The sequence below is a fragment of the Gilliamella sp. Choc4-2 genome (assembly GCF_001690355.1).
GTDB lineage: Bacteria > Pseudomonadota > Gammaproteobacteria > Enterobacterales > Orbaceae > Gilliamella > Gilliamella apicola_A.
The window spans coordinates 130260-156566 of sequence record NZ_LZHG01000004.1; the positions used below are offsets into that span (position 1 = coordinate 130260).

Below are 26307 nucleotides of genomic sequence, written 5' to 3' on the forward strand. Positions count from 1 at the left end.
CAGATGATGACAAGCAATAACGATAATTTTTATATGCAGCAAGCAATTGAGCTAGCTAAGCTTGGTCGTTTTACAACATCGCCTAACCCTAATGTTGGTTGCGTTATTGTAAAAGACAATGAAATTATTGGAAAGGGTTACCATCAAAAAGCAGGGAAATCTCATGCTGAGGTTTACGCACTGCAAATGGCGGGTGATAATGCTCAAGGCGCAACAGCATATGTAACATTAGAACCATGTAGCCATTTTGGTCGAACTCCACCTTGTGCCGATGCCTTAATTAAATCACAAATCAAACGTGTTGTTATTGCGATGCAAGATCCTAATCCAGATGTTTCTGGTAATGGTATTAATCGATTACGAGATGCGGGAATAGAGGTTGTGGTTGGAGTATTAGCTGATCAAGCTGAATCACTCAATAAAGGTTTTTTAAAACGAATGCGAACTGGGTTACCATATGTACAACTTAAGCTTGCTACTTCTCTAGACGGCAAAGTTGCAATGGCATCGGGGGAAAGCAAATGGATCACATCAACTTTGGCAAGACAGGATGTGCAACAGTTTAGAGCACAGGCAAGTTGTATCTTAAGTACTCGCATGACGGTGCAAACCGATAATGCTAGCTTAACGGTCAGGCATGCCGAATTACCTAATGATATAAAACAAGTTTATCTTGCTGAAAATATTCGACAACCAATACGCATTATTATTGATAGTCAAAATCAACTAACAGGTGATGAAAGACTTTTTAAGCAATTAGGTGAAATATGGTTGGTGCGGAAGCAAGCTATTCCAATCAATAAGCCTAACATTCAATTAATAACTGAATCTTCTCCAAAAAATAATATTGATTTAGTGAATTTACTGACAATGTTAGGTCAAAAAGGGATGAATTCTGTTTGGGTTGAAGCAGGTGCTCACCTAGCGGGGGCATTGATAGAACAAAATTTAGTGGATGAACTGATTATTTATTATGCACCTAAATTACTTGGTCATAATGCATTGGATATGTGTATGCTTCCTAATCTACAAAAGCTCTCATTAGCCCCCCAATTTAAGTTTGAATCAATTAAAATGATTGGTGAAGATTTGCGCGTTATTTTAAAAAGAATATGATTACTGTAGCAAGTTCTCTTATTAAGCTATAAATAAAAGTGCAAATGTCAATTAGTATTGAATAAAATATAAAATAGATCTTATGAATTAGAATGTTATCTCATCGTGAGATAATTAATATCAATTACTTTGCAATATTTTAATAACTTTTTAATATTTTTGATTATTTTAATGTGATCAAGGATATCTTTGGTGATTACGGTATGCTGTGATTGTTGTAAAATATTTAAATACTCATTAGTTTTTGCTGCTATATCAATAATAAAACAAGCAATATTATTACCTTGATCACGATAAATTTTTTGATTAAATCATCTTCATGCCATTTAACACTAATATCGTAATGGTGACTATATTTAAAACCTTATTTGATAAGGTAATATTTTACTCATATGGAAAATTGGAACCATTAATCATTATCAATCTTACTTTTGCATTAATTTTGTTAGCAGTATTATTATACTTTTTGTTGCTGCATAACTATAAGAACTAAATATACCTAGCTAGAATAACATAGACTTGTAATTTAATTGACGTTTCGAAAGTGAAATTACTGTGAGAAAGATCACAAAAATATACTTTAGTTCTGAAAGTAGAAAATAATTTAAAATTAAAAAATAGCCTTTTAGATGCTAGCTAGTAAACTAGAAATCTTTTGTGCAACGAGTTATACCTAAATTACGTTTAATTATGAAAGTGATTTCTTGTTGACCACTTGTATGATAAATTTTATCATCATTATTCTTAACATATTATTTGTAATATAGGAAATAACAATTGACTAGAGTGTCTTCAGCCCTATTAAAACGTAGATTAGATATTGCGGAAATTATACGAAAAAAAGGTGAAGTAAAAGTAGAAGAGCTATCATACATGCTTAAAGTTTCAACCGTAACTATTCGTCAAGATTTAACCTACTTAGAACAACAAGGGTATTTAAAACGTTTTTTTGGTGGGGCAATTTATTTATCATCTGAAGTATCTTCAAATAAAGCTAGTGCTTTAGGGGCTAATGATTTGCCTCAAATAGATGATAGTTGTGATATTGATTTAGTTAAAAACTGTTTAAGTTATATTAATGATGGTGATACTATTTTTTTAAGTCATGGGCGATTGACAAGAAAACTCATTCCTTATTTACATAGTAAAAAATCATTAACACTGATTATGAATGATATCAATAATGCCCAATTGGCTAATGAATTCACCGATTCAAATATCATTCTTGTTGGCGGACTATTACTTGAAAGTAATATTTTGCAAACTGATATTATTGGTGTTATTTTGCAGAATTATCCAGTTACACATTTCATTATAGAATTAATTGCAATTAATAGTGATAATAACTTAATAATTGAAGATATTGAACAAATTAATGCATATCAGCAAGTAGCAAAAAAAGCGAGTCATCTCATTGGTATTTTACCGCAACGAATTGTTTATAACGATCAGCATTGTATTGGAAAATTGAAAAATATCGATGTCTTGATTTTATCAAAACCAGCAGTAACTGAATATCATCAGCAATTATTGGATTCAAATTTTAAGCAACTTTTTGCAAATAAATTTAGTGTGACTTATCAAAATGCATTGGAGGCATAATATGGGATTTAAAATTTGTACTATTGGAGAACTATTAGTTGAGTTTTTAGCAAAAAAAAAGCATCAACGATTTGATCAAGCAGGCGAGTTTATTGGTCCCTTTCCTAGTGGTGCTCCAGCGATATTTGCTGATCAAGTTGCAAAATTAGGTTTTCCTGTTATTTTTTTTAGCTGCGTTGGTAAAGATACCTTTGGTAAAATGTGTGTTACTCGGTTAAAAAAAGATGGTGTAATTATTGATGGCATAACATCTCATAGTAAGGCTAATACAGGAAGTGCTTTTGTTTCTTATAAAGAATCTAATGAAAGAGATTTTATTTTTAACATACCTAATAGTGCTTGTGGTCTACTTTCATTTAATCTTATCAATGAAAATTTATTAAAAGATTGCACACATTTGCATATTATAGGATCATCGCTGTATTCATTTCGAGCAATTGATGCAGTACGCAAAGCCTTAAACATTATAAAGCAAAAAGGAGGAACTATTTCATTTGATCCCAATTTACGTAAAGAGATGTTTAATATTCAAGAAATGGAACAATCTTTTGGATATATTATAGAATATACAGATATATTTTTGCTAAGTGAAAGTGAAATAAGTTATTTTGCATACAATAATCATGAGACAGAACAAGAAACAGCAATTAATTTATTACAAAAAGGAATTAAGCATATTGTTGTAAAATGTGGTAATAAAGGTGCTAATTATTACGGTTATGATGAAAAAAATAAAATTAAAATTATGCATATAGATGGTTTTAAAACTCAATCTATTGATCCAACTGGAGCGGGTAATTGTTTTGCAGCTACATTTGTAAGTTTAATGTTAGCAGGATTTTCTATTGAAAAGGCATTACAATATGCTAATGCTAGTAGTGCATTAGCGGTATCCCAAAAAGGACCTATGGAGGGTACATCAACATTAATTGAATTAGGACAATTTATCTCCAATTCCAAAGCAAATTAAAAATTGTAAGTTTATTTTATACAAAATAAACAGCAAAAAAGTCCCAATAACAAAGTTATTGGGAAAACATAAGGAATAGGAAAACAATGAAATAAATGCATTGTCAGATATATTATGTACAATTTTTTAGTAAAAGTATGTAATTAAATGTTAATAAATTATTAAATATTTAGATTGTATTATGTTAATTTATTGTAAACACATCATTGAATGAACAATTTGTTTCTCTATAAAAAAATTTCTAATAGCGAATTTAGAAATAGTTTACCATGCTCAGTTATTTGCCAACTTTGTTTATCTTCAACAAGATAATTTTTTTCAATAGCTGATGAAATTTGCTTATCAATAGTATGTAAATGTAAAAAAGTGCGTTGCTCAAATTCATATTTTGGCGTTGGCTCTAATAATCTAAAGCGATTCATAAAAAATTCAAATGGTAATTCTTCTTTAGGTATAGTGTAGGATTTATCTAAATAATGTCCTTTTAAATACCCTTTTGGATGACGAGTTTTTACTGTCCTAATTATTTGCCCATTCGTTTGTGTTATTTTTCCATGTGAACCACACCCAATACCTAAATAATCGCCAAAACGCCAGTAATTTAAATTATGTTGACACCAAGAACCTGCTTTTGCATAAGCTGAGGTTTCATACTGTTGGTAGCCATGTTGTATTAAAAGTTGATGACCTTGTTGATAAATTTCCCATAATTTATCATCATCCGGTAGAATAGGCGGTTTAGAGCCAAAAAGGGTATTGGGTTCAATAGTTAATTGATACCAAGATAAGTGTGGCGGGGCAATATCAATGGCCTGCTTTAAATCATAAAGTGCATCATTTAGTTCTTGATTTGGAAGCCCATGCATTAAATCTAAATTAAAGCTACGCAAATTTAATCTATGGGCTAGTTTACCTGCATTTATCGCTTCTAAAGGGGTATGAATGCGCCCTAAGCTAGAAAGCTTATCTGGTTGAAAACTTTGTACGCCAATTGATATTCGATTTACTCCTGCTTGTTGATATCCTATGACTCTTTCAATATCAACCGAATTTGGGTTTGCTTCAAGAGTAATTTCAGCATCATTACCTATCTGAATAATTTTATTTACTCTTGCTAACAAGTAATCAATTAATTCAGCCGAAAATAAACTTGGCGTACCTCCACCAATAAAAATAGAATGAATGACACGATCGGTACAAAGCTTTGCATCGTGTTTTAAATCTTCAATCAAATGATCTATGTAAGAACTATATTCAGGTGTTTTTTTTATGGTATGAGAATTAAAATCACAATAAGGGCATTTTTGTATACACCACGGCATATGAATATATAAACTAAGGGGAATTTTATACTGAAACATTTGCCGATCCTAAAACTTATAAATATAGCTAGTTTATTCTATTATACAAATATAGCGTTATATTAACTCAATTTATAAAAAAAAGCTTATTTAATCTATTTGGTGTTTTTAAATTTTGTGTTAAAAACGTACAATGAATATTAATTTTTCGATATTAATTATCGAGAAAACTTATTTCAAGTAGGAGAAATTATGAGTATTTCAAAAGACATTTTGGATAGTAGTTTGTCAGGTTATTTAATAAGCTCTTCGGTTATTCAGTCTAATTTCAATGAATTACCAATTCTGATAATTAAACATAAAACTTGTACCGCAGCTATTTCACTACAAGGTGCTCATTTATTATTTTGGCAGCCATCAATAGAATTAACGCCGGTGATTTGGATAAGCGAAAAAAACTTTTTCAAAAAAGGCAAAGCTATCCGTGGCGGTATCCCAATTTGTTGGCCTTGGTTTGGGCAACTAGGAAATCCTTCACATGGTTTTGCGCGTATTGTTGACTGGACTTTAGAATCTTGCCAAGAAAATGATAATGGAGTTGATCTAATTTTATCACTGACTAATAATCAACAAACTTCGTCTTTTTTTTCAAAACCTTTCAATATTTCATTAAATCTTCATTTGGGGAACACTTGTGAAGTTGGATTGAGTTGTATGGGAGACTTTGAAGCAACTAGCGCATTACATACCTATTTTGGTATAGATAACATTGACCATGTCGTAGTCAAAGGATTAGGTAAATATTATCAAGACCATTTATCAGTTGAAAATAAGCCTAGGACTGTTGGAGAATTAACTTTTAATCAAGAGGTAGATCGTATTTATACCTGTGCTGATAAGCAAATAATTATCACTGATGGGAATCGAACAATTCAGCTAACTAATATTAATTCTAGCGATGTGGTGACTTGGAATCCATGGTCAGAAAAAGCGAAAGCAATGGAAGATTTTGGTGATGATGAATATAAATCAATGGTTTGTGTTGAAACAGCATGTATTAATAAATTATTAACATTATCTTCAACACATAAAACAACCTATGGTTTAAAATTAGAATTGCTATAATCCCATGTATTCAATAATTATATACATAATCAATAGACTTTGTATCTATAATGAGTGGATTAATTGATTGCGTTTACAAACATAACGCATTATAATCCTCTAGCTTTTTAAAGCACCAATTTGATAGCCAACTACTGGGTCGCCTGTGATTGGTTTTTTGTTTAAACAAATAAGAGAAATAAACATGTTTACATTAAAAGCAGAAGTTAGAAAAGTGCATGGTAAGGGTGCGAGCCGCCGCCTGCGTCACGCTGGTCAATTCCCAGCCATAATTTATGGTGGAGCTGAGGCAGCGATCTCTGTCGTGTTGGATCATAACAGAGTTTTTAATATGCAAGAAAAACCAGAATTTTATTCTGAAGTTTTAACGATTGAAGTTGATGGCAAAGCGGTTAAAGTTAAAGTACAAGCAGTTCAACGTCATCCATTCAAGCCAAAATTAGTTCATATGGACTTTGTGCGCGTATAATTTTATTGTTTAATATAATAAACAAAACTTAAGCAAAAGGTCACCACAATTGGTGACCTTTTGCTTTTCTGTTTTAAAATAAATAAAGGCAAACGCCTATTATTATGATTTATTGAATTAATTGGGTATACACTGACTGTCTAACATAATAAAATAAATCATATTTATATCATTTTAGGAGAAAACCATGTCTGATATCCCGCCTTGCGATTTAGTTATTTTTGGTGCTAAAGGGGATTTGACAAGACGTAAATTATTGCCGTCTTTATATCAATTAGAAAAATATGGAAAACTACCTGAACAGACAAAAATATTAGGTGTTGGTCGAGCTGATTGGGATCATGCTGCTTATATCGAAGTGGCAAAAGAAGCATTAAACACATTCATGTTAGAACCTTTAGATGAAAATATTTGGAAAAGGTTTAGTCAACGGCTTAATTTTCATAAATTAGATGTTAATGATATATCCGGTTTTGAGGCTTTGAAAAATAAGCTTGATCATAAATACCCTTCTATTTTTTATTTTGCAATGCATCCAGGAGCCTTTGGAACAATTTGTAAGGGGTTAGCAAAAGCAGGATTGAATCAATTACAAAACCGTATTGTCATGGAGAAACCGCTTGGAACTGATTTACAATCTTCTCGTGAAATAAATGATTCAGTCGCTAAATTTTTTAGTGAATCTCAAGTATATCGTATTGATCACTATTTAGGGAAAGAATCTGTTTTAAACTTACTGGCTTTGCGTTTTGCTAATCCCGTTTTTGCTTCTTTTTGGGATCGTAACTCGATTGATCATGTTGAAATTACGGTTGCTGAACAAGTCGGCATTGAAGGGCGTTGGGGTTATTTTGATAAAGCTGGACAAATGCGTGATATGGTACAAAATCATCTATTGCAAATTTTAACTATGATTGCGATGTCACCACCGGCAAATCTTGAAGATGATAATTTGCGCAATGAAAAAATAGCTGTACTTAATGCACTTAGACCAATAAATAAAACTAATATTCATGAAAAAGTAGTTCGAGGTCAATATACATCCGGCTTTATAAATGGTATTAATGTACCAGGATATTTAGAGGAAGACGGTGCAAATAAAGAGAGTAATACTGAAACATTCGTCGCCATTCGTGTTGATATTGATAATTGGCGTTGGGCTGGTGTGCCATTTTATTTACGTACAGGTAAACGTTTACCAAGTAAATGTTCTGAAGTGGTGGTTTATTTTAAACCTTTACCTCTTAATCTTTTTAGTGAATCTTATCCAAAATTACCACAAAATAAGTTAACTATTCGTTTACAACCAGATGAAGGTATGGATATTGAGATTTTAAATAAGGTCCCGGGTTTGGACAGCACACATAATTTACAAACAACCAAACTAGATTTGAGTTTTAGTGAAACTTTTCATCAACATAGCGCTGATGCTTATGAACGATTATTACTTGAAGTAATGCGTGGAAGACAGGCTTTATTTGTACATCGTGATGAAGTTGAAGCTGCATGGAAATGGGTTGATTCAATTATTAATGCATGGGATTGTAAAAAAGAATTACCTAAAACTTATCAAGCAGGGACTTGGGGACCGGTGGCATCTGTTGCTTTAATTACTAAAGATGGACATTCATGGCACGAATTTTGATAAAGGAAACTTAAATATGTTTATATTAAATAAATATGCAAGTAGTCAATTATTGAATGAAGATTTAGCTTCACGCATTATCGGTGCGTTAAAACAGGCGATTGATCAAAAAGGATATGCATCTTTTGCTGTTTCTGGCGGTAAAACACCAATTCCATTGTTTACAATACTTAGCCAACAAAGTTTAGAATGGAATCGTATTTTTATTACACTTGTTGATGATAGATGGGTGGATAATACGGATGATGCAAGTAATGAAAAGTTAGTCCTAACTTATTTATTACAAAATAAAGCTAAGTCAGCTAATTTTGTTGGTTTAAAAAATGATTGTGATAACCCATTTGATGGCGCTGAAATTACGGACAAAGTTTTAGATAAATTTCCGATGCCATTTGATGTTTTAATTCTAGGTATGGGCGAAGATGGGCATACTGCTTCGCTTTTTCCTGGTGCGGCTAATTTAGCTGCAGGATTAAATATGAACTCAGGTAAAAAAGTTGTTGGTATGACTCCATTAACAGCACCTCTTGATCGGATCTCCTTAACGTTACCAACAATATTAAATAGTAAAAATATTTATTTACATTTGATTGGTGGTAGCAAATTAAATGTGTTAGAACAGGCTGAAAAAGGTGATGATATTAACCAAATGCCAATTAGGACAATAATTAAGCAAAATCAAACCAATGTAACCGGATTTTGGGCTGAATCTTAAACTATTTAAGTTTGCCGACAATTGTCGGCAAATTTTCAAATTCTCTTTTCAACGATTTTTACTTATTTTTATTAATATTATCATTAACTATCGGAATACATAATCCAATTATAAATTAAGTTAGATATTCCGTTAAGAGATCATTATTTCCTATTTATTTATATCCATTTAACAATTTGAATTTTTTAACATAATAAGTTAAAGACCCTGCAATCAAATATCTACAAATTAATTAATTAAATATCTATTATTTTAGGAATTTTTGTGGTAAAAAGTGGGGTTAAGTGGTAAAACCAATAAAGATATCTATTTTTTTGATTTTTAACAATTAAAAAATAGTAAAATTTTATAAATAATGGTGTTTAAATGTTTAGTGGGGCAATTTTAGTCAATTTAGATAGTAAAGGACGGATGTCTATTCCTACTCGCTATCGTGAAAATTTGTCTGAAGGTATGGTTTGCACAATTGGTTTATATCATTCTTGTCTTACACTTTATTCTATGTTTGAATGGATGAGAATTGAACAGCAGTTGTCAACATTATCTACAATCATTGAATCTGAACGTAGAATTAAACGATTATTATTAGGTTATGCGGCAGAATGCTTTATGGACAATTCAGGACGTATCTTAATACCATCTACATTACGCACTTATGCTAAGTTAGAAAAACATATAATGTTCGTTGGCCAATCTAATAAATTTGAAATTTGGGATGAAGCAATTTGGTATCAGCAAATTAGTGAAGATATTGCTGCACTACCAGTAGATATTGAAAACTTATCTGATAATTTAAAAAATTTAACAATTTAAAAAGAGTAAAAGTTTGATGGATTATCAACATACAACAGTATTATTAAATGAAGCAATAACAGCATTAAATATAAAAAAAGACGGTATTTATATTGATGGTACTTTTGGGCGAGGTGGACATTCGAAATTAATACTTCAGCAACTTGGTCCAAAAGGAAAATTAATCGCTATAGATCGCGATGATCGTGCTCAAAAAGTTGCTTTAAATATAAATGATTCTCGATTTACTTTTATACATGGTGAGTTTTCAAATGTTTATCAGTATGCTGATGAGCAAGGCTTATTAGGCAAAATTGATGGATTTTTGTTGGATCTTGGTGTGTCTTCACCACAGTTAGATAATCCTGAAAGAGGGTTTTCTTTTATGCGTGATGGGCCACTTGATATGCGGATGAATAATCACAAAGGAATGACGGCAAGCGAATGGCTGCTAAATAGCAGTGAAGACGATATAGCATGGGTGCTGAGAACATTTGGTGAGGAAAAATTTGCTAAACGCATTGCACGAGCCATTGTAGAGCAAAATAGAGTTTCACCTATTACGCGTACTTTAGAATTAGCTAATTTAATCGTAAAAATAATACCTAAAAAAGATAAGAATAAGCATCCTGCAACGCGTAGTTTTCAGGCTATCCGAATCTATATTAATAGTGAGTTAGAAGAAGTTGAACAAGCATTAAATAGTAGTTTGCCTTTGCTTGGAAATAATGGACGACTTGCCATAATTAGTTTTCATTCTTTAGAGGACAGAATAGTAAAACAATTTATTAATAAACAAAGCAAAGGTCCAGAATTTCCAGCTGGATTACCACTGACAGAAGAACAAATTAAGCAATATGGAACAGCGAAATTAAAATCGCTTGGTAAAATTAAGCCTAGTAGCATTGAAATCTATAATAATCCACGTTCTCGAAGCGCAATATTAAGGATAGCAGAAAGGAAAAATGAACACTAATCAATACAATGATAATTATCATGATAATACTTATGTTGGCACAGGCAGTCAAAAAAGGTCAACTAAGAGTTTATTTGGCTTGATTATTAGTGATTTTCTTACGCATCAAAAATTTTCATTATTTTTACTGGCACTTATTGTTGCTTCATCTGTTGCTGTTTTAATTACAACTCAGCAGGTTCGTAGACAGTTATTTGAACGTGAGCAACTTTTATTAGAACAAGATGTATTAGAAAGTGAATGGCGTAATTTAGTTATTGAAGAAAATGTGCTTGCCGATCCAAAACGTATTGAAAGTAAAGCTAAAAACCAATTAGGCATGTCCTATGTGGCGCAAAAAAATGAAACTGTTATTGTGATAAAGAGTAAATAATGAAACCAATAACAAAACATAAAAAAGATAGAGCTAAGAATAATAAAATTAATAAACTAAATAGTAAAAAACAGTTTTTTACGCCTAGTCGATTTTATCTTGTCTATTGTTTAATTATTTTTGCGATTATCTGCTTAATGACCAGAATGGCAATTTTGCAAATCATTGAACCAGACAAGCTTATTGCTGAAGGAAATAAACGTTCTCTTCGTCATCAAGAAATGGATGCACCAAGAGCAATGATTACTGATCGCAATGGGCGTGCATTAGCGGTAAGTGTGCCCATGTTTGATGTTTGGGCTGATCCTAAAATTGTAGTGCAAAAAGGTGGCGTGAATCCAGCAGATGCAAGGTGGCAAGGATTGGCAAAGGTTCTTAATATTCCAATGTCAATACTTGAACAAAAGCTTAATAACCCATCGATGCGTTTTGTTTATTTATCAAAACAAATAACACCGACAATATCTGGTTATTTGAAAAAATTAAAATTACCGGGAGTATCTTTTGCTAAAACGTCTAAGCGTTATTATCCAGCTGCTGAAAATATTGCCCAATTGATTGGTTTAACAGATATTGACGAGCATGGCACTGAAAAAGGATCGGAAGGTATTGAAAAAAGTTATAATAAATGGCTAATAGGAGAATCAGGACAACGTATTGTAAGGCGTGATCGGCGTGGTAATGTTATTGAAGAATTAGAACGAATAAATAGTGAAACTGCATCTGATTTAACATTAAGCATAGACGAACGCTTACAATCTTTAGTTTATAGTGAACTTACTCAAGCAGTTGAATTTAATAAAGCAGACAGTGGTACAGCAGTACTGATTGATGTTCATACAGGTGAGATTTTGGCAATGGCAACAAGCCCATCTTATAATCCTAATAATCGTTCATTAATTGATTATGCTTTATTGAGGAATCGTGCAGTGACTGATGCCTTTGAGCCAGGTTCAACAGTTAAACCTCTAGTAGTAATGGCGGCGTTAGAAAAGAAAATTGCAGATTTAAATACGGTTATTGATACGAGACCATTTTATGTAAATCGTTACGAAATTAAAGATGTCTCATATCAAAAATCACTTAATTTAGCCGGTATTTTAGAAAAATCGAGTAATGTAGGGGTAAGTAAATTAGCCTTACAGATGCAACCAGCTGACTTAGTTGAATATTATAGCCGTTTTGGATTAGGACAAACTACAGGTCTTGGATTAGGAGGTGAAGTTAGTGGATCAATTGCGGCCGATAGAACTCGAAAATGGGCAGATATTGAAAGAGCTACATTTGCATTTGGATATGGTTTGAGTGTTACCCCACTACAATTAGCCAGAGCTTATGCAACCATTGGTAGCTATGGTATTTATCGCCCTGTTTCAATAATAAAAGTAACAAAACCTGTCCAAGGTGAAAGAGTGGTACCTGAAAATATAGCTAAAAAAGTGGTTCAATTGATGGAAGCTGTTGCTGTCACTGGAGGTGGAGTTAAAGCATCTATTCCAGGATATAGTGTTGGAGTTAAAACAGGTACAGCAAAAAAGCTATCGGATGGGCGATATGTTAATCAATATTTAGCTTATACAGCAGGTATAGCTCCCGCTACAGCACCAAAATATTCGTTGGTTGTCGTTATTGATAACCCAAAAGCTGGTCAATATTATGGGGGATCTGTTTCTGCACCTGTTTTTAGCCATATCATGGGGGGGGTGTTACGAACAATGAATGTAAAACCGGATCGTCAAGTTGATGGCCAAATGATTATTTATTAATGGGTGGTAAATGATGACTATAATCACATTTAAAACATTATTCAGCTTATTAGGTGGAAATAATAACGAATGTATAGAAGATTTTCCTGTCAATTATTTACGTATTGATAGTCGTATGGTCAAAAAAAATGATGTTTTTGTTGCAATTAAAGGGAGCACTGTTGATGGAAAATCATTTATTCCACAAGCTATTCAAGCCGGAGCTGTTGCTGTATTAATCGAGGCAGATAAAAAATCAGATGATCTTCATATTGATTATATTAAAAAAGGAAAAAGAAATATTCCTCAAGTAAAAGTGTTTCAATTATCTAACCGTATGTCTTATATAGCAAATGATTTTTACCATTCTCCTTCAAAAAAATTATCCGTTATCGGTGTGACAGGGACAAATGGAAAAACTACAGTTACGCAGCTTATAGCTCAATGTGCAACTTTACTAAATGAAAAAGTAGCACTTTTGGGAACCATTGGCAATGGTATTTATAATCAACTTGAACAGTCAGAAAATACAACAACATCAGCAATTGATGTTCAAACATTTTTGGCTGATTTTGTAAAAAAATATGTCAAAATTGTTTCTATGGAAATTTCTTCTCATGGATTAGTTATGAATCGAGTTAAAGGAATAACTTTTGCTGCAACAGTATTTACTAATTTAAGTCGTGATCATCTTGATTATCATAAAACCATGGGGAAATATGCTAAAGCAAAGTGGTCATTATTTAGTCCTGAAACAAAAGATAAGCAAGTTGTCAATTCTGGTAAATCAATTATCAATTATGATGATAAATATGGTAAGCGGTGGATTGAGAAACTTTCACAAGTCACTGCTGTTTCATGTCAACCAAAATCGCTGAGTCATTTAAAAAATTTGAATATTCCGTATGTAGGTGTATCCATGATTGAGTATCATGATAAAGGGGCCAAGATTCATATGGAATCAAGTTGGGGTCATGCTGTTATTTATAGTCGATTATTGGGTGAGTTTAATGTATCAAATTTACTAATGTGTATAGCAACATTATTAACACTTGATTTTCCATTTTTTTCTGTAGTTAACATGGTATCTTTCCTTAAACCTATCTGTGGGCGTATGGAGGTACTACATGCCAATCATCGGCCGACCTTCATTGTTGATTATGCTCATACTCCAGATGCATTGCAAAAAGCTTTACAAGCAAGCCGCATTCATTGTAAAGGATCTTTATGGGTGATCTTTGGTTGTGGTGGTGATCGAGATTCTGGTAAAAGACCATTAATGGGTGAAATAGCGGCACAGTATGCTGACAAAATCGTCTTAACTAATGATAACCCAAGAACTGAAGATGGAATGAAAATTATTAATGACATTAAGCAAGGTTTAGCTGAGAGTAAAAACGTACAGGTTATTATTGATAGAGTTGCTGCTATTACGCAAACTTTTGCTCAAGCCAAGGCTAATGATGTGATTTTAATTGCGGGTAAAGGGCATGAAGATTATCAAATTATTGGAAAAACAAAATATTATCATTCAGATCAAGAAATAGTGAAGCAGCTTCTAGGAGTAGAGAATCCATTATGATTCCATTAACTATAAAACAAATTAAAAACATGGTGGGTGGCGAATCTTATTATATTCAAGATGAAGGTCTTGTAGTTAATTTAATTTGTACAGATTCACGTAAAATTGCTAAACATGCATTGTTTATTGCTCTAGTTGGTGAGCATTTTGATGGGCATTTATTCGCTGAGCAGGCAGTTAAAGATGGTGCTACTGTCGTGATTGTCAATCATAAGCTGGATAAGATTGTACCACAGATAGTTGTGAAAGATACTCGGCAAGCTTTAGGGCAAATAGCGGCTTTTATTCGACAGCAAAGTCTGGCTAAGATTGTTGCTGTAACGGGATCATCAGGTAAAACATCCGTTAAAGAGATGACCGCTGCAATTTTGCAATGTTGTGGTAACACTCTCTATACTCAGGGAAATTTTAATAACGATATTGGTGTTCCACTGACATTACTGCGATTAACTGAGCAAAATCAGTTTGCTGTCATAGAATTAGGAGCGAATCATATCGGCGAGATTGCTTATACTACTAATATGGTCAAACCACAAAGCGTCTTAATCAATAATATAGCTGAAGCACATATAGAAGGGTTTGGCTCATTTGAAGGTGTTGCAATGGCTAAAGGTGAAATATTTGAAGGGTTATCTCGAGATGGAATCGCTATTATTAATTTAGATAGCTACTGCGATAAATGGCTTAATCAATTAGTAAATAAAACTGTTTGGACTTTTTCATTAAATAATACATCAGCTGATTTTTATGCTAGCGATGTTCAAATTTCAGAAAAAACAAAATTTATTTTACATACGCCCAATGGTGAAAGTGAAATTGTATTACCAATAATTGGATTGCATAATGTTTCTAATGCGATAGCAGCATCTGCTTTAGCTCTTTCAGTAGGAGCAGATATCCAACAAATCACAAAAGGTTTAGCAACATTACAACCAGTTAAAGGCCGTTTATTCCCAATCAGATTAAATAAAACCCAATTGATTTGGGATGATTCATATAATGCTAATGTTGGTTCAATGTCAGCTGCTATACAAGTTTTAGTAAAACAGCCAGGATTTAGAGTTTTAGTGGTTGGTGATATGGGAGAATTAGGACTAGAATCTGAAAAATATCATCGACAAATAGGCAAACTTGCTCATGATGAAAAGTTAGACTGTGTGGTAAGTGTTGGCAAATTAAGCTATTTTATTAGTCAGTATAGCGGTGTAGGTCACCATTTTAATAATAAACAAGACGCAGTAAATTTTCTGTTAACGTTATTACGACAATACCCTATTTTAACTATGCTAGTTAAAGGTTCTCGTAGTGCCAAAATGGAAGAAATCATAGAAAAAATTCAATTACACAATTCAAAATGAATCAGGATTAAAATTATGTTGGTGTGGATATCTGAGTATTTAGTTAAATATTTCTCTTTTTTTAATGTTATCTCTTATTTAACCGTAAGGGCAATTTTAGGTCTATTAACCTCATTAACTATTTCATTAATTATGGGGCAAAAAACTATTGATTGGTTACAAAAATTACAAATTGGACAAGTTATACGGAATGATGGTCCAGAATCACATTTAAGTAAAAAAGGTACTCCAACTATGGGGGGAGTGCTTATTTTAGCATCCATTATATTATCGGTGTTTTTATGGGCAGATCTCCGTAATCCATATGTTTGGGTGGTGTTATTTGTTTTAATTGGTTATGGTGTTATTGGATTTGTCGATGATTATTTAAAAGTAATTCGAAAAAATAGTGCTGGACTTATTGCGAGATGGAAATATTTTTGGCAATCATTTATTGCATTGGTTGTTGCTTTTGGTCTTTATACTTATGGTAAAGATAGTTCGGTTACAGTTTTGCTTGTTCCATTTTTTAAAGATGTCATGCCGCAACTAGGACTATGTTTTATTTTACTAACCTATGTGGTTATTGTTGGAGCGGGTAATGCTGTTAACTTAACCGATGGGCTTGATGGATTGGCAATTATGCCGACTGTTTTTGTAGCTGCAGGGTTGGCTTTGGTTTCTTGGGCTACAGGTAATATTAATTTTGCCACCTATTTACATATCCCCTATATTAAATTTAGTGGAGAGTTGATGATTATTTGTACGGCAATTATTGGTGCTGGCCTTGGCTTTTTATGGTTCAATACTTATCCTGCAATGGTTTTTATGGGGGATGTCGGATCACTTGCTTTAGGTGGTGTTTTAGGTATTATTTCGGTTTTATTGCGACAAGAATTTTTGTTGCTTATTATGGGGGGGATATTTGTAATTGAAACCTTGTCTGTTATTTTACAAGTCGGCTCATTTAAATTACGAGGAAAAAGAATTTTTAAAATGGCACCAATTCATCATCATTATGAATTAAAAGGTTGGCCAGAACCTAGAGTTATTGTGCGATTTTGGATAATTTCATTGATGTTAGTCGTAATTGGTTTATTAACTTTGAAATTACGTTAATTATAATATACCAGGATAAAATTATGATCAGCTATCAAGGCAAAAACGTCGTCATTATTGGTTTAGGCATCACAGGGCTTTCTTGTGTGGATTATTTTCTTTCTCAAAATGTTATTCCTAAAGTAATTGATACCCGTTTATTGCCATCAGGATTAGAACAATTAGATAAACGTGTTGATTACCACTTAGGAGAGCTGAAACTTGATTGGTTGCTTAATGCTGATTTGATTATTACTAGTCCTGGTATTGCTTTATCCATGCCTGAACTAGTACAAGCATCAAAAAGAAATATTGAAATTATAGGTGATATTGAGCTTTTTTGCCGTGAAGTAAACCAACAAAACAATAAACAAATTGTTGCTATAACTGGAGCTAATGGAAAAACTACAGTTACTTCGTTAGTTGGTGAAATTATTAAGTCTTATGGTATAAAAGTTGGTGTTGGCGGCAATATAGGTCAACCAGCATTATCGTTGTTGTCACAGGATTGTGATATTTATGTACTTGAGCTATCAAGTTTTCAACTTGAAACAACAAATAGTTTAAGAGCCACAGTGGCGACAATTTTAAATATTTCAGAGGATCACATGGATCGTTATCCACAAGGTTTAATGCAGTATGTTGAAGCTAAACAACGTATCTATATTAATGCTAAATATTGTGTTATTAATAATGATGATAAATTAACCCATCCAAAAATTGAGCATAGTGATTGCTTCTCATTTGGATTAAGTGTTGGCAATTATCATTTAGATAATCAATATGAACATTTAATTGCTCAAGAACACTCTGTTTTATCAACAAATGTTATGAAACTTACTGGCTCTCATAATTATCTTAATGCATTAGCCGCTTTAGCTATTGTAGATAAATTAGGAATTTCCCGTGAATCGAGCTTAGCAACAATAGCTAATTTTCGTGGATTACCTCATCGTTTCGAATTGGTGTTTGAACAAAATGGTGTGAAATGGATTAATGATTCTAAAGCAACTAATGTGGGTAGTACTGAAGCTGCGTTAAAGAGTATCGTTTGCAATGGTACATTATTTTTATTATTGGGTGGTGATGGGAAATCTGCTGATTTTAAATCATTAGTCCCCTATTTTAAGAAAAGAAATCTTAAAATTTTCTGTTTTGGACGCGATCGCTTTATACTTGCTAAGTTAGCACCTAATGTTACAACGGTTACGGAAACGCTTTCTGAGGCAGTGCAAATTATTGCTAAAAAAGTTGTTTCAAATGATGTTGTTTTACTTTCGCCTGCATGTGCCAGTTTAGATCAATTTAAAAATTATATTGAACGTGGAAAACAGTTTGTACAACTTGCTAAGCAATTTACGCAAAGGAGCACGAAATGACATTTTTATGGATAAAAAAACAAGTTAATCCACATATACCATTTGATAATGATCTACTTTGGACCATACTAGGATTAATGATAATAGGATTAATTATGGTGACATCTTCATCAATGTCATTTAGTGAAAGTAATCCGTTTTTTTATACTCAGCGCCAACTTATTCAGCTTGGTATATCAAGTTTTTTAATGTTTATAACTTTATATATTCCAATACAGCGCTGGCAACAATTTGGCACAGTGCTATTAATTATCGCGATTATTATGTTAGTCGTTGTCTTAGGTATCGGTTCTTCAATTAATGGTGCTTCTCGCTGGATACCATTAGGCGTTTTTAATTTTCAACCTGCAGAACTTTCAAAATTAGCACTATTTTTATTTTTAGCTGGGTATTTGTCGCGTAAATCAGATGAAGTACAAAGTGGCTTTTGGGGTTTTTTTAAACCAATGGTTGTTATGGCAATCCTTTCAATTTTGTTACTGAGACAACCTGATTTAGGCACAGTCATTGTTTTATTCATGGTTACAATTGGTATTTTATTTATTGCTGGTGCTCAATTGTGGCAATTTATTGCTATTTTATTAACGGGTGTTGGTGCAGTGATTTGTCTAATTTTATATGAAGCTTATCGTCTAACTCGCTTACTAACATTTCTTGATCCTTGGAAAGATGCAACTGGATCGGGCTATCAATTAGTTGCCTCTTTAATGGCTATTGGTAGTGGTGGTATAACTGGGCAAGGTATGGGGAATTCAATATTAAAATTAGGTTACTTACCGGAATGCCATACTGACTTTATTTTTTCAATTATTTCTGAAGAATATGGTTATGTTGGTGTGGCAGCATTGCTGTCTTTACTGTTCTTTTTGACATTTAAAGCAATGGCGATTGGTTATCGTGCTTTAAATGATGGTTCGCTATTTTCAGGTTATTTAGCTTGTGAAATAGGTATTTGGTTTGGTTTCCAAACTTTCGTTAATGTTGGGGTAACATCGGGTATGTTACCAACTAAAGGTTTAACATTACCATTTATTAGTTATGGTGGTTCAAGCCTTATTGTAATGAGTATTGCCGTTGCAATATTACTTAGAATAGATTTTGAATTTAGACAAAGACAAGCGCAAGCAAGAATGAGGTCAATAAAATAATGAGGAAATTATTAATTATGGCAGGTGGAACTGGAGGACATGTATTCCCTGGTATTGCTGTTGCGCATTATTTAATGAAACAAGGTTGGGAGGTTAGATGGCTTGGTACTGCGGACAGAATGGAAGCACATCTTGTTCCTGAAAATGGTATTGAAATCGATTTTATCGAGATATCGGGTTTACGCGGAAAGGGTATTAAGAGTTTATTTAAAGCCCCTTATAAAATTCTAAAAGCGGTTTTACAAGCGCGAAGAATTTTAAAAACTTATGCTCCTGATGTTGTTTTAGGCATGGGAGGGTATGTTTCTGGTCCTGGTGGAATTGCAGCTAAAACACTGGGAATCCCTATAGTATTACATGAGCAAAATGGCGTTGCAGGCTTAACAAATAAATGGTTGGCAAAAATTGCGACTAAAGTTTTACAAGCATTTCCTACTGCGTTTCCTAATGCAGAAGTTGTAGGAAATCCTGTTCGTAGTGATCTATTAACAATGGCACCGCCTGAAATAAGATTTAAAGATTCAGAAAGACCAATAAGAATACTCGTCATGGGAGGTAGCCAAGGAGCCAGAATTATTAACGATGTTGTTCCTCAAGTGATAACAGAATTATCTGACAAATATGTTGTTTGGCATCAAACGGGTAAAAGTATGTTTGAATCTGTAATACAAGCTTATCAACACTGTGATATGACAAATAATAAAGTTACTGAATTTATTACTGATGTAGCAGAAGCTTACAATTGGGCCGATATTGTAATTTGTCGAAGTGGGGCATTAACAGTTAGTGAAATAGAAACTGTTGGGATTGGCGCTATTTTTGTTCCATTTATGCACAAAGATCGCCAGCAATACTGGAACGCAAAACCTTTAGCAGATATAGGCGCAGCAGAAATTATAGAACAACCTGATTTTAATGTGAAATCATTATCAAATATATTGTTAAAATTAAGTTATGAAAAGTTAAGTGAAATGGCGATTAAAGCTAAAAGTTTATCTATTGTAAATTCAACAGAAAGAGTGGCAGAAACACTTAAATCAGTGATAAAATAATTAGTTTTTGATATAACTTTATGTAATAATCTTTTCAATTTATTATAGATTAGGTTAATGTATAGGTAAAAATAATATTAATTACAGAAAAAACAGTTAATAATAATTTAGAAAAGCTTTAAAAAAAAATAAAACTAAACATTATTAAACAATAACAAAATATTTAGGGGTTAAATGGTGGATACAAAGGAATTAGTTGAGTTAAGAACAATTATTCCCGAAATGAAACGTGTCAGACATATCCACTTTGTGGGGATCGGCGGTGCAGGTATGGGGGGGATTGCTGAAGTTCTTGCTAATGAAGGTTACAAAATAAGCGGCTCGGATATCTTAGAAAATGCAGTTACTCAACATTTAGAAACGTTAGGTGCTAAAATTATTATTGGCCATGCAGCTGAAAATATACTTAATGCTAGTGTTGTTGTTATCTCATCTGCTATTTCACAAGATAACATTGAAGTAGTTGCTGCTCGTGAAGCACGCATACCTGTTATTCAACGAGCTGAAATGCTTGCTGAGTTGATGCGTTTTCGTTATGGTATAGCAATTGCCGGAACACATGGTAAGACAACAACAACCGCCATGGTTACCGCTATTTATGCTGAAGCAAAATTTGATCCGACATTTGTAAATGGAGGTTTAGTTAAAGCCGCGGGAACTCATGCTAAATTAGGTAGTAGTCGTTATTTTATTGCTGAAGCCGATGAAAGTGATGCATCATTTCTACATTTACAACCTATGGTGTCTATTGTTACCAATATTGAAGCTGATCATATGGATACCTATCAAGGTAATATTGAAAACTTAAAACAAACATTTATCTCTTTCTTACACAATCTTCCTTTTTATGGACTAGCAATAATGTGTTATGACGACCCAATTAATCGTGAATTATTACCTATTGTTGGTCGTAAAATTATCACCTATGGTTTTAATGAAAATGCCGATGTTGTTATAAAAAATTATCGTCAAGAACGAGGTATGAGTTATTACACTGTTTGTCGCCCAGGTCATAACGACTTGCATATAGAATTAAATGCACCAGGAAAACATAATGCCTTAAATTCAGTTGCAGCCATTGTTGCTGCAACTGAAGATGGTATTGATGATGAACCAATTGTCCAAGCATTGGCTAAATTTGCTGGTACAAGTCGCCGTTTTGATCTATTAGGTATCTTTCCTCATGTAAGTGGTCAAGATATTATGATGATTGATGATTATGGCCATCACCCAAGTGAAGTTAATGCAACAATCCAAGCAGCAAGAAATGGTTGGCCCGATCGTCGCTTAGTGATGTTATTTCAACCTCATCGATATACTCGAACTCGTGATTTATTTGATGACTTTGCGCAAGTGCTTTCACAAGTAGATGCATTGGTAATGTTAGATGTTTATTCTGCAGGTGAACAACTTATTACAGGTGCTGATAGCCGTTCTTTATGTCGATCTATTCGTAATCGAGGTAAAGTTGACCCAATTTATGTTTCTGATTTAGATTTTTTGCCTCAAATAATGAAAGAAATATTAAAAGGTGGAGATCTGTTGTTAACACAAGGTGCTGGAAGTGTTGGTCGTATTGCTCGCCAGTTGGCCAACATTGAATTATTTTCGAGAGAGGATTTATAATGGTGGTTGATAAAGTTGCAGTATTGTATGGCGGAACATCTGCCGAGCGAGAAGTTTCACTCAAATCAGGTAAAGCTGTACATGCAGGATTATTGGCAAATGGTATTAATGCACATCTTATTGATACTAAAGATCACTCTATTACACAATTAAAAAAAGAAGGGTATACAAAAGCATTTATTATTTTACATGGACGTGGTGGTGAAGATGGTATTGTTCAATCAATCTTGACTTATCAAAACATTCCTTATACAGGTAGTGATATTCTTTCATCATCACTGACTATGGATAAGCTAAAAACAAAGTTAATTTGGAAAGCACTTGGTCTACCTGTTGCTGATTATGTTATGATTAATAAATCGCAGATGATTGATATTGATGCTATTGTAAGGCAACTTGGATTTCCTTTGTTTGTAAAACCAATTCATGAAGGTTCTAGTGTAGGTATGGCTCGGGTTAATGAAGCATCTGAGTTAAAAACTGCCATTGGCATTGCGTTTCAATATGATGATGCGGTTATGATTGAGTCATTTTTAGCTGGACCAGAATTTACAGTAGCAATTGTAGGTGAAGAAGTTTTACCTACAATTCGTATTAAACCCACTGCCGAATTTTATAATTATGATGCAAAGTATCTATCGAACTCAACGCAATACTTTTGCCCAAGTGGATTACCTGATAACAAAGAACAAGAGATTCGTAAATTAGCACTAGATGCTTATAAGGCCGTAGGATGCAGAGGTTGGGGACGGGTAGATGTTATGTTTGATGCTAATGAAAATCCGTATTTGCTTGAAGTTAATACAGCACCGGGCATGACCAATCATAGTTTAGTACCAATGGCAGCAAAACAATATGGGTGGTCATTTAATGAACTTGTAGCTAGAATCTTAAATTTGGCAACTCTATAATTAACTTTATTTATGAAACAAGTTAGGCAGGCGGCACATAGACGAGAAGATAAAAATAGAAGGCGGCTGCTTATTTTTTGTAATACTGAACAACTGATAGGCTTTTTGTTCTTTATTATGATTATTTTTATTAGTGTTTGGATTGTTCAAAGTGTTAAAGATTGGATGGATGATCCAGAGCAGATGGTATTATCACAATTGACGTTAAGTGGTGAACATACTTATACGTCAGAAGATGATCTTAGAGAGGCTATACTCGGATTGGGGTTACCCAATACTTATATAGGTCAGGATGTAAACGATATACAACAAGAAATACTAAGATTTCCCTGGGTTAAACAGGTTAGTGTACGTAAACAGTGGCCTGATAGATTAATTGTATATATAGAAGAATATAAACCTGCATTTTATTGGAATGATTTATTTTTACTTGATAACAATGGAAATGTGTTTAGCGTACCACTAGATCGTATTTCTGAATTAGAATTACCAAGGCTTTATGGTCCAGAAGGCAAAGCAAAGCCTGTATTAGAGACTTATGTCAAATTAAATGATATTTCCAAAAAATTAGCTAGCAACCAACTGGTTTTGCATATTAAAGCGGCCATAGCGGATGAAAGAAATGCATGGCAATTGATAGTGAAACAATGCATAGGTGATTTTTGCGAGGAAGCTCAGGAATTAAAATTGATGTTAGGTAATGAAAATATTGAACAACGTTATCAACAATTTATTAAATTATTTCCTGAAATACAGTTAAGAATACCAGCAGATGAAAGAATAACGGTCGCTGATTTACGTTATGAGAATGGCATTTCAGTAAAGAGAGAAAAAATGCTGCAGAAGGGAATAAATTAAGGCTGAAATATGAAAGTAACTGAAAAAAAATTGGTCGTTGGACTAGAAGTGGGTACATCTAAAGTTCTCGCTCTTGTTGGCGAAGTTCTCCCCGATGGTATTATCAATATTATCGGCGTTGGTCATTGTCCGTCTAAAGGTGTTGATAAAGGTGGCGTAAATGATTTAGAGTCAGTAGTTAAATCAATTCAGCGAGCAATCGATCAAGCGGAATTAATGGCCGATTGTCAGATATCTTCTGTTTATTTAAGCCTTTCAGGTAAACACATTCGTTGCCAAAATGAAATAGGTATGGTACCGATAGCTGATGAAGAAGTCACTACTGAAGATGTTGAAAATGTAGTCCATACTGCGAAATCTGTTAGAATTTTAGATGAACATCGTATATTACATGTTATTGCACAAGAATATTCCATAGATTTACAAGAAGGAATTAAAAATCCGATAGGTTTGTCAGGTGTTCGCATGAAGGCCAAAGTGCATTTAATTACTTGTCATAATGATATGGCAAGAAATATTGTGAAAGCAGTAGAACGTTGCGGTTTGAAAGTGGATCAACTTATTTTTTCTGGATTGGCTTCAAGTTATGCTGTTTTAACGGATGATGAAAAAGAGTTAGGAGTATGTGTTATTGATATCGGTGGTGGAACCATGGATGTAACAGTTTATACTGGCGGTGCCTTACGTCATTCTGTTGTAATCCCTTATGCAGGTAATGTTGTTACTAGTGACATTGCTTATGCATTTGGTGCTCCACCGATGGATGCTGAAAATATTAAAATTCGTTATGGTTGTGCTGTTGGTTCTTTAATTGGTAAAGATGAAGTTATTGATGTTCCAAGTGTAGGAGGAAGGCCATCACGTTCATTACAACGTCAAACTCTTGCAGACGTTATTGAACCTCGTTATTCAGAATTATTGTCATTAGTGCAAAAAGAATTATTAACGCTTCAAGATGAGCTTAAAAAGCAAAATATAAAATATCAATTAGCTGCAGGAATAGTTTTAACTGGTGGTGCAGCGCAAATAAAAGGGATGGTTCAATGTGCTGAAAAAGTTTTTCAAAATCAAGTCCGTATTGGACAACCACTGAATATTTCAGGATTAACCGATTATGTACAAAAGCCTTATTGTTCAACAACAGTAGGATTATTGCATTACGGAAAACAAAGTTTATTAAATGATGATAGCAAAGATAATAGCAAGTCATCATTAAAAGGGATAGCTAAACGATTGACCGGTTGGTTTAAAAAAGAATTTTAGCTAATATATTTCAAGAACTTCGTGGACATTGTTGGCGGCTATCTGTACAATGTTCTCAGATTGTATATTTGGAGATAAGTTATGTTTGAGCCTATGGTTGCAGATGATGAACCAGCAGCAGTCATTAAAGTTATTGGTGTCGGTGGTGGTGGCGGTAATGCTGTCGAACATATGATTGCTGAGCATATTGAAGGTGTTGAATTTTTTGCAGCAAATACTGATGCACAAGCATTAAAAAGAATTAAGGTAAGTCAAACTATCCAGATCGGCACTAACGTTACTAAAGGACTTGGTGCAGGAGCTAATCCTGAGGTGGGTAGGAACTCAGCAGAAGAAGATCGAGAGGTTATTCGCAGCGCAATTGAAGGTGCGGATATGGTTTTCATCGCTGCAGGAATGGGGGGGGGCACAGGCACTGGTGCAGCTCCTGTAGTTGCTGAAATAGCAAAAGAATTAGGTATTTTAACGGTGGCTGTCGTCACAAAACCTTTTGGTTTTGAAGGTAAAAAACGAATGGCTTTCGCTGAACAAGGTATTGCTGAATTAGCAAAACACGTTGATTCACTGATTACTATTCCAAATGATAAATTGCTTAAAGTTTTAGGTCGCGGTGTTAAATTACTTGACGCTTTTGCTGCTGCAAATGGGGTTCTAAAAGGTGCGGTGCAAGGCATAGCTGAGTTGATTACTAAACCAGGTCATATAAACGTAGACTTTGCTGATGTTAGAACAGTGATGTCTGAAATGGGGTATGCTATGATGGGGTCTGGTCGCGCAAGTGGTGATAATAGAGCTGAAGAAGCAGCTGAAATGGCAATTTCAAGCCCATTACTTGAAGATATTGATTTATCCGGTGCTCGAGGTGTATTGGTTAATGTAACCGCTGGTTTAGATTTAGGTTTGGAAGAATTTGAAACCGTAGGTAGTACTGTTAGAGCTTTTGCGTCCGATAATGCAACAGTTGTCGTTGGAACAACTTTCGATCCTGATATGTCAGATGAAATTCGTGTAACGGTGGTTGCAACAGGTATTGGAATGGATAAACGCCCAGAAGCAAAAATCACTAAGCCGATTCAACAAAACTCATTATTTGGCCAAAGTAATACTTTGGGAAAACAAGAAGAGAAATTAGCTAAAGTGGTGAATGAACAATCAATTTCACCTCTTGAAGAAAATAAAATTTTAGATATTCCTGCTTTTATTCGTAAGCAAGCGAATTAAGAG

23 protein-coding genes are annotated in these 26307 nt (G+C 33.6%); 22 read left to right on the forward strand and 1 reads right to left on the reverse strand.

The window, feature by feature from the left end:
• Window positions 1–6: 6 nt before the first annotated feature.
• The 3 genes from ribD (at window position 7) to A9G34_RS00980 (ending at window position 3688) form a co-directional block, all read left to right on the forward strand.
• Window positions 7–1116: a bifunctional diaminohydroxyphosphoribosylaminopyrimidine deaminase/5-amino-6-(5-phosphoribosylamino)uracil reductase RibD gene (ribD, locus tag A9G34_RS00970; protein WP_065568647.1), complete on the forward strand. Its 1110-nt coding sequence runs from the start codon at window positions 7–9 to the stop codon at window positions 1114–1116.
• A 786-nt stretch (window positions 1117–1902) separates the two neighbouring features.
• Window positions 1903–2718, forward strand: a complete 816-nt coding sequence (locus tag A9G34_RS00975; protein ID WP_034944292.1) for a DeoR/GlpR family DNA-binding transcription regulator — start codon at window positions 1903–1905, stop codon at window positions 2716–2718.
• 1 nt (window position 2719) lies between these two features.
• A complete protein-coding gene (locus A9G34_RS00980) occupies window positions 2720–3688 on the forward strand; it encodes a sugar kinase (RefSeq protein ID WP_065568609.1) in 969 nt (322 codons plus the stop codon).
• Between the two features lie 227 nt (window positions 3689–3915).
• Here the strand turns inward: A9G34_RS00980 and hemW are convergent, their stop codons facing one another.
• The gene (gene hemW / locus A9G34_RS00985; protein WP_065568610.1) at window positions 3916–5049 is read right to left on the reverse strand and encodes a radical SAM family heme chaperone HemW; all 1134 of its coding nucleotides are present in this window, start codon (window positions 5047–5049) and stop codon (window positions 3916–3918) included.
• 192 nt (window positions 5050–5241) lie between these two features.
• Here hemW and A9G34_RS00990 point away from each other — a divergent pair, with 192 nt between their 5' ends.
• From A9G34_RS00990 to ftsZ, 19 genes are all read left to right on the forward strand, one after another.
• On the forward strand, window positions 5242–6114 hold the full coding sequence (locus A9G34_RS00990) for a D-hexose-6-phosphate mutarotase (protein ID WP_051825077.1): 873 nt from the start codon (window positions 5242–5244) through the stop codon (window positions 6112–6114).
• A 184-nt stretch (window positions 6115–6298) separates the two neighbouring features.
• Window positions 6299–6583: a 50S ribosomal protein L25 gene (gene rplY / locus A9G34_RS00995; protein ID WP_034944284.1), complete on the forward strand. Its 285-nt coding sequence runs from the start codon at window positions 6299–6301 to the stop codon at window positions 6581–6583.
• Between the two features lie 187 nt (window positions 6584–6770).
• The gene (zwf, locus tag A9G34_RS01000; protein ID WP_065568611.1) at window positions 6771–8228 is read left to right on the forward strand and encodes a glucose-6-phosphate dehydrogenase; all 1458 of its coding nucleotides are present in this window, start codon (window positions 6771–6773) and stop codon (window positions 8226–8228) included.
• Window positions 8229–8244: 16 nt separating this feature from the next.
• The gene (pgl, locus tag A9G34_RS01005; protein ID WP_065568612.1) at window positions 8245–8943 is read left to right on the forward strand and encodes a 6-phosphogluconolactonase; all 699 of its coding nucleotides are present in this window, start codon (window positions 8245–8247) and stop codon (window positions 8941–8943) included.
• Between the two features lie 366 nt (window positions 8944–9309).
• A complete protein-coding gene (gene mraZ / locus A9G34_RS01010; RefSeq protein ID WP_034944276.1) occupies window positions 9310–9756 on the forward strand; it encodes a division/cell wall cluster transcriptional repressor MraZ in 447 nt (148 codons plus the stop codon).
• A gap of 16 nt (window positions 9757–9772) precedes the next feature.
• Window positions 9773–10711 carry a 16S rRNA (cytosine(1402)-N(4))-methyltransferase RsmH gene (gene rsmH, locus A9G34_RS01015; RefSeq protein WP_034944273.1) on the forward strand — a complete coding sequence of 313 codons (939 nt, stop codon included), beginning with the start codon at window positions 9773–9775 and terminating at the stop codon, window positions 10709–10711.
• A complete protein-coding gene (ftsL, locus tag A9G34_RS01020) occupies window positions 10701–11084 on the forward strand; it encodes a cell division protein FtsL (RefSeq protein ID WP_051825074.1) in 384 nt (127 codons plus the stop codon). Before rsmH ends, ftsL begins: the two co-directional genes overlap by 11 nt.
• Window positions 11084–12850 (forward strand): peptidoglycan glycosyltransferase FtsI, encoded by a 1767-nt coding sequence (ftsI, locus tag A9G34_RS01025; RefSeq protein WP_080715856.1) that lies wholly within the window; start codon window positions 11084–11086, stop codon window positions 12848–12850. The genes ftsL and ftsI overlap by 1 nt, the downstream gene beginning before the upstream one ends.
• Before the next feature lie 10 nt (window positions 12851–12860).
• Window positions 12861–14411, forward strand: a complete 1551-nt coding sequence (gene murE, locus A9G34_RS01030) for a UDP-N-acetylmuramoyl-L-alanyl-D-glutamate--2,6-diaminopimelate ligase (RefSeq protein WP_081295228.1) — start codon at window positions 12861–12863, stop codon at window positions 14409–14411.
• Window positions 14408–15769 carry a UDP-N-acetylmuramoyl-tripeptide--D-alanyl-D-alanine ligase gene (gene murF, locus A9G34_RS01035; protein WP_065568613.1) on the forward strand — a complete coding sequence of 454 codons (1362 nt, stop codon included), beginning with the start codon at window positions 14408–14410 and terminating at the stop codon, window positions 15767–15769. Before murE ends, murF begins: the two co-directional genes overlap by 4 nt.
• Before the next feature lie 15 nt (window positions 15770–15784).
• Window positions 15785–16867: a phospho-N-acetylmuramoyl-pentapeptide-transferase gene (mraY, locus tag A9G34_RS01040; protein ID WP_034944266.1), complete on the forward strand. Its 1083-nt coding sequence runs from the start codon at window positions 15785–15787 to the stop codon at window positions 16865–16867.
• A gap of 23 nt (window positions 16868–16890) precedes the next feature.
• Entirely contained in the window at window positions 16891–18225 is a 1335-nt protein-coding gene (gene murD, locus A9G34_RS01045) for a UDP-N-acetylmuramoyl-L-alanine--D-glutamate ligase (RefSeq protein ID WP_065568649.1), read from the forward strand.
• The gene (gene ftsW / locus A9G34_RS01050; protein WP_051825073.1) at window positions 18222–19373 is read left to right on the forward strand and encodes a cell division protein FtsW; all 1152 of its coding nucleotides are present in this window, start codon (window positions 18222–18224) and stop codon (window positions 19371–19373) included. Before murD ends, ftsW begins: the two co-directional genes overlap by 4 nt.
• Window positions 19373–20425 (forward strand): undecaprenyldiphospho-muramoylpentapeptide beta-N-acetylglucosaminyltransferase, encoded by a 1053-nt coding sequence (murG, locus tag A9G34_RS01055; protein ID WP_034944260.1) that lies wholly within the window; start codon window positions 19373–19375, stop codon window positions 20423–20425. Before ftsW ends, murG begins: the two co-directional genes overlap by 1 nt.
• A 174-nt stretch (window positions 20426–20599) precedes the next feature.
• Window positions 20600–22051: a UDP-N-acetylmuramate--L-alanine ligase gene (murC, locus tag A9G34_RS01060; RefSeq protein ID WP_255306754.1), complete on the forward strand. Its 1452-nt coding sequence runs from the start codon at window positions 20600–20602 to the stop codon at window positions 22049–22051.
• A gap of 2 nt (window positions 22052–22053) precedes the next feature.
• A complete protein-coding gene (locus tag A9G34_RS01065; protein ID WP_065568651.1) occupies window positions 22054–22962 on the forward strand; it encodes a D-alanine--D-alanine ligase in 909 nt (302 codons plus the stop codon).
• A gap of 12 nt (window positions 22963–22974) precedes the next feature.
• Complete coding sequence (locus tag A9G34_RS01070; RefSeq protein WP_065568614.1) at window positions 22975–23820, forward strand: FtsQ-type POTRA domain-containing protein; 846 nt, start codon at window positions 22975–22977, stop codon at window positions 23818–23820.
• Window positions 23821–23829: 9 nt separating this feature from the next.
• Entirely contained in the window at window positions 23830–25083 is a 1254-nt protein-coding gene (gene ftsA / locus A9G34_RS01075) for a cell division protein FtsA (protein ID WP_034944257.1), read from the forward strand.
• A gap of 81 nt (window positions 25084–25164) precedes the next feature.
• Window positions 25165–26304, forward strand: a complete 1140-nt coding sequence (gene ftsZ / locus A9G34_RS01080; protein ID WP_034944256.1) for a cell division protein FtsZ — start codon at window positions 25165–25167, stop codon at window positions 26302–26304.
• Window positions 26305–26307 lie beyond the last annotated feature (3 nt).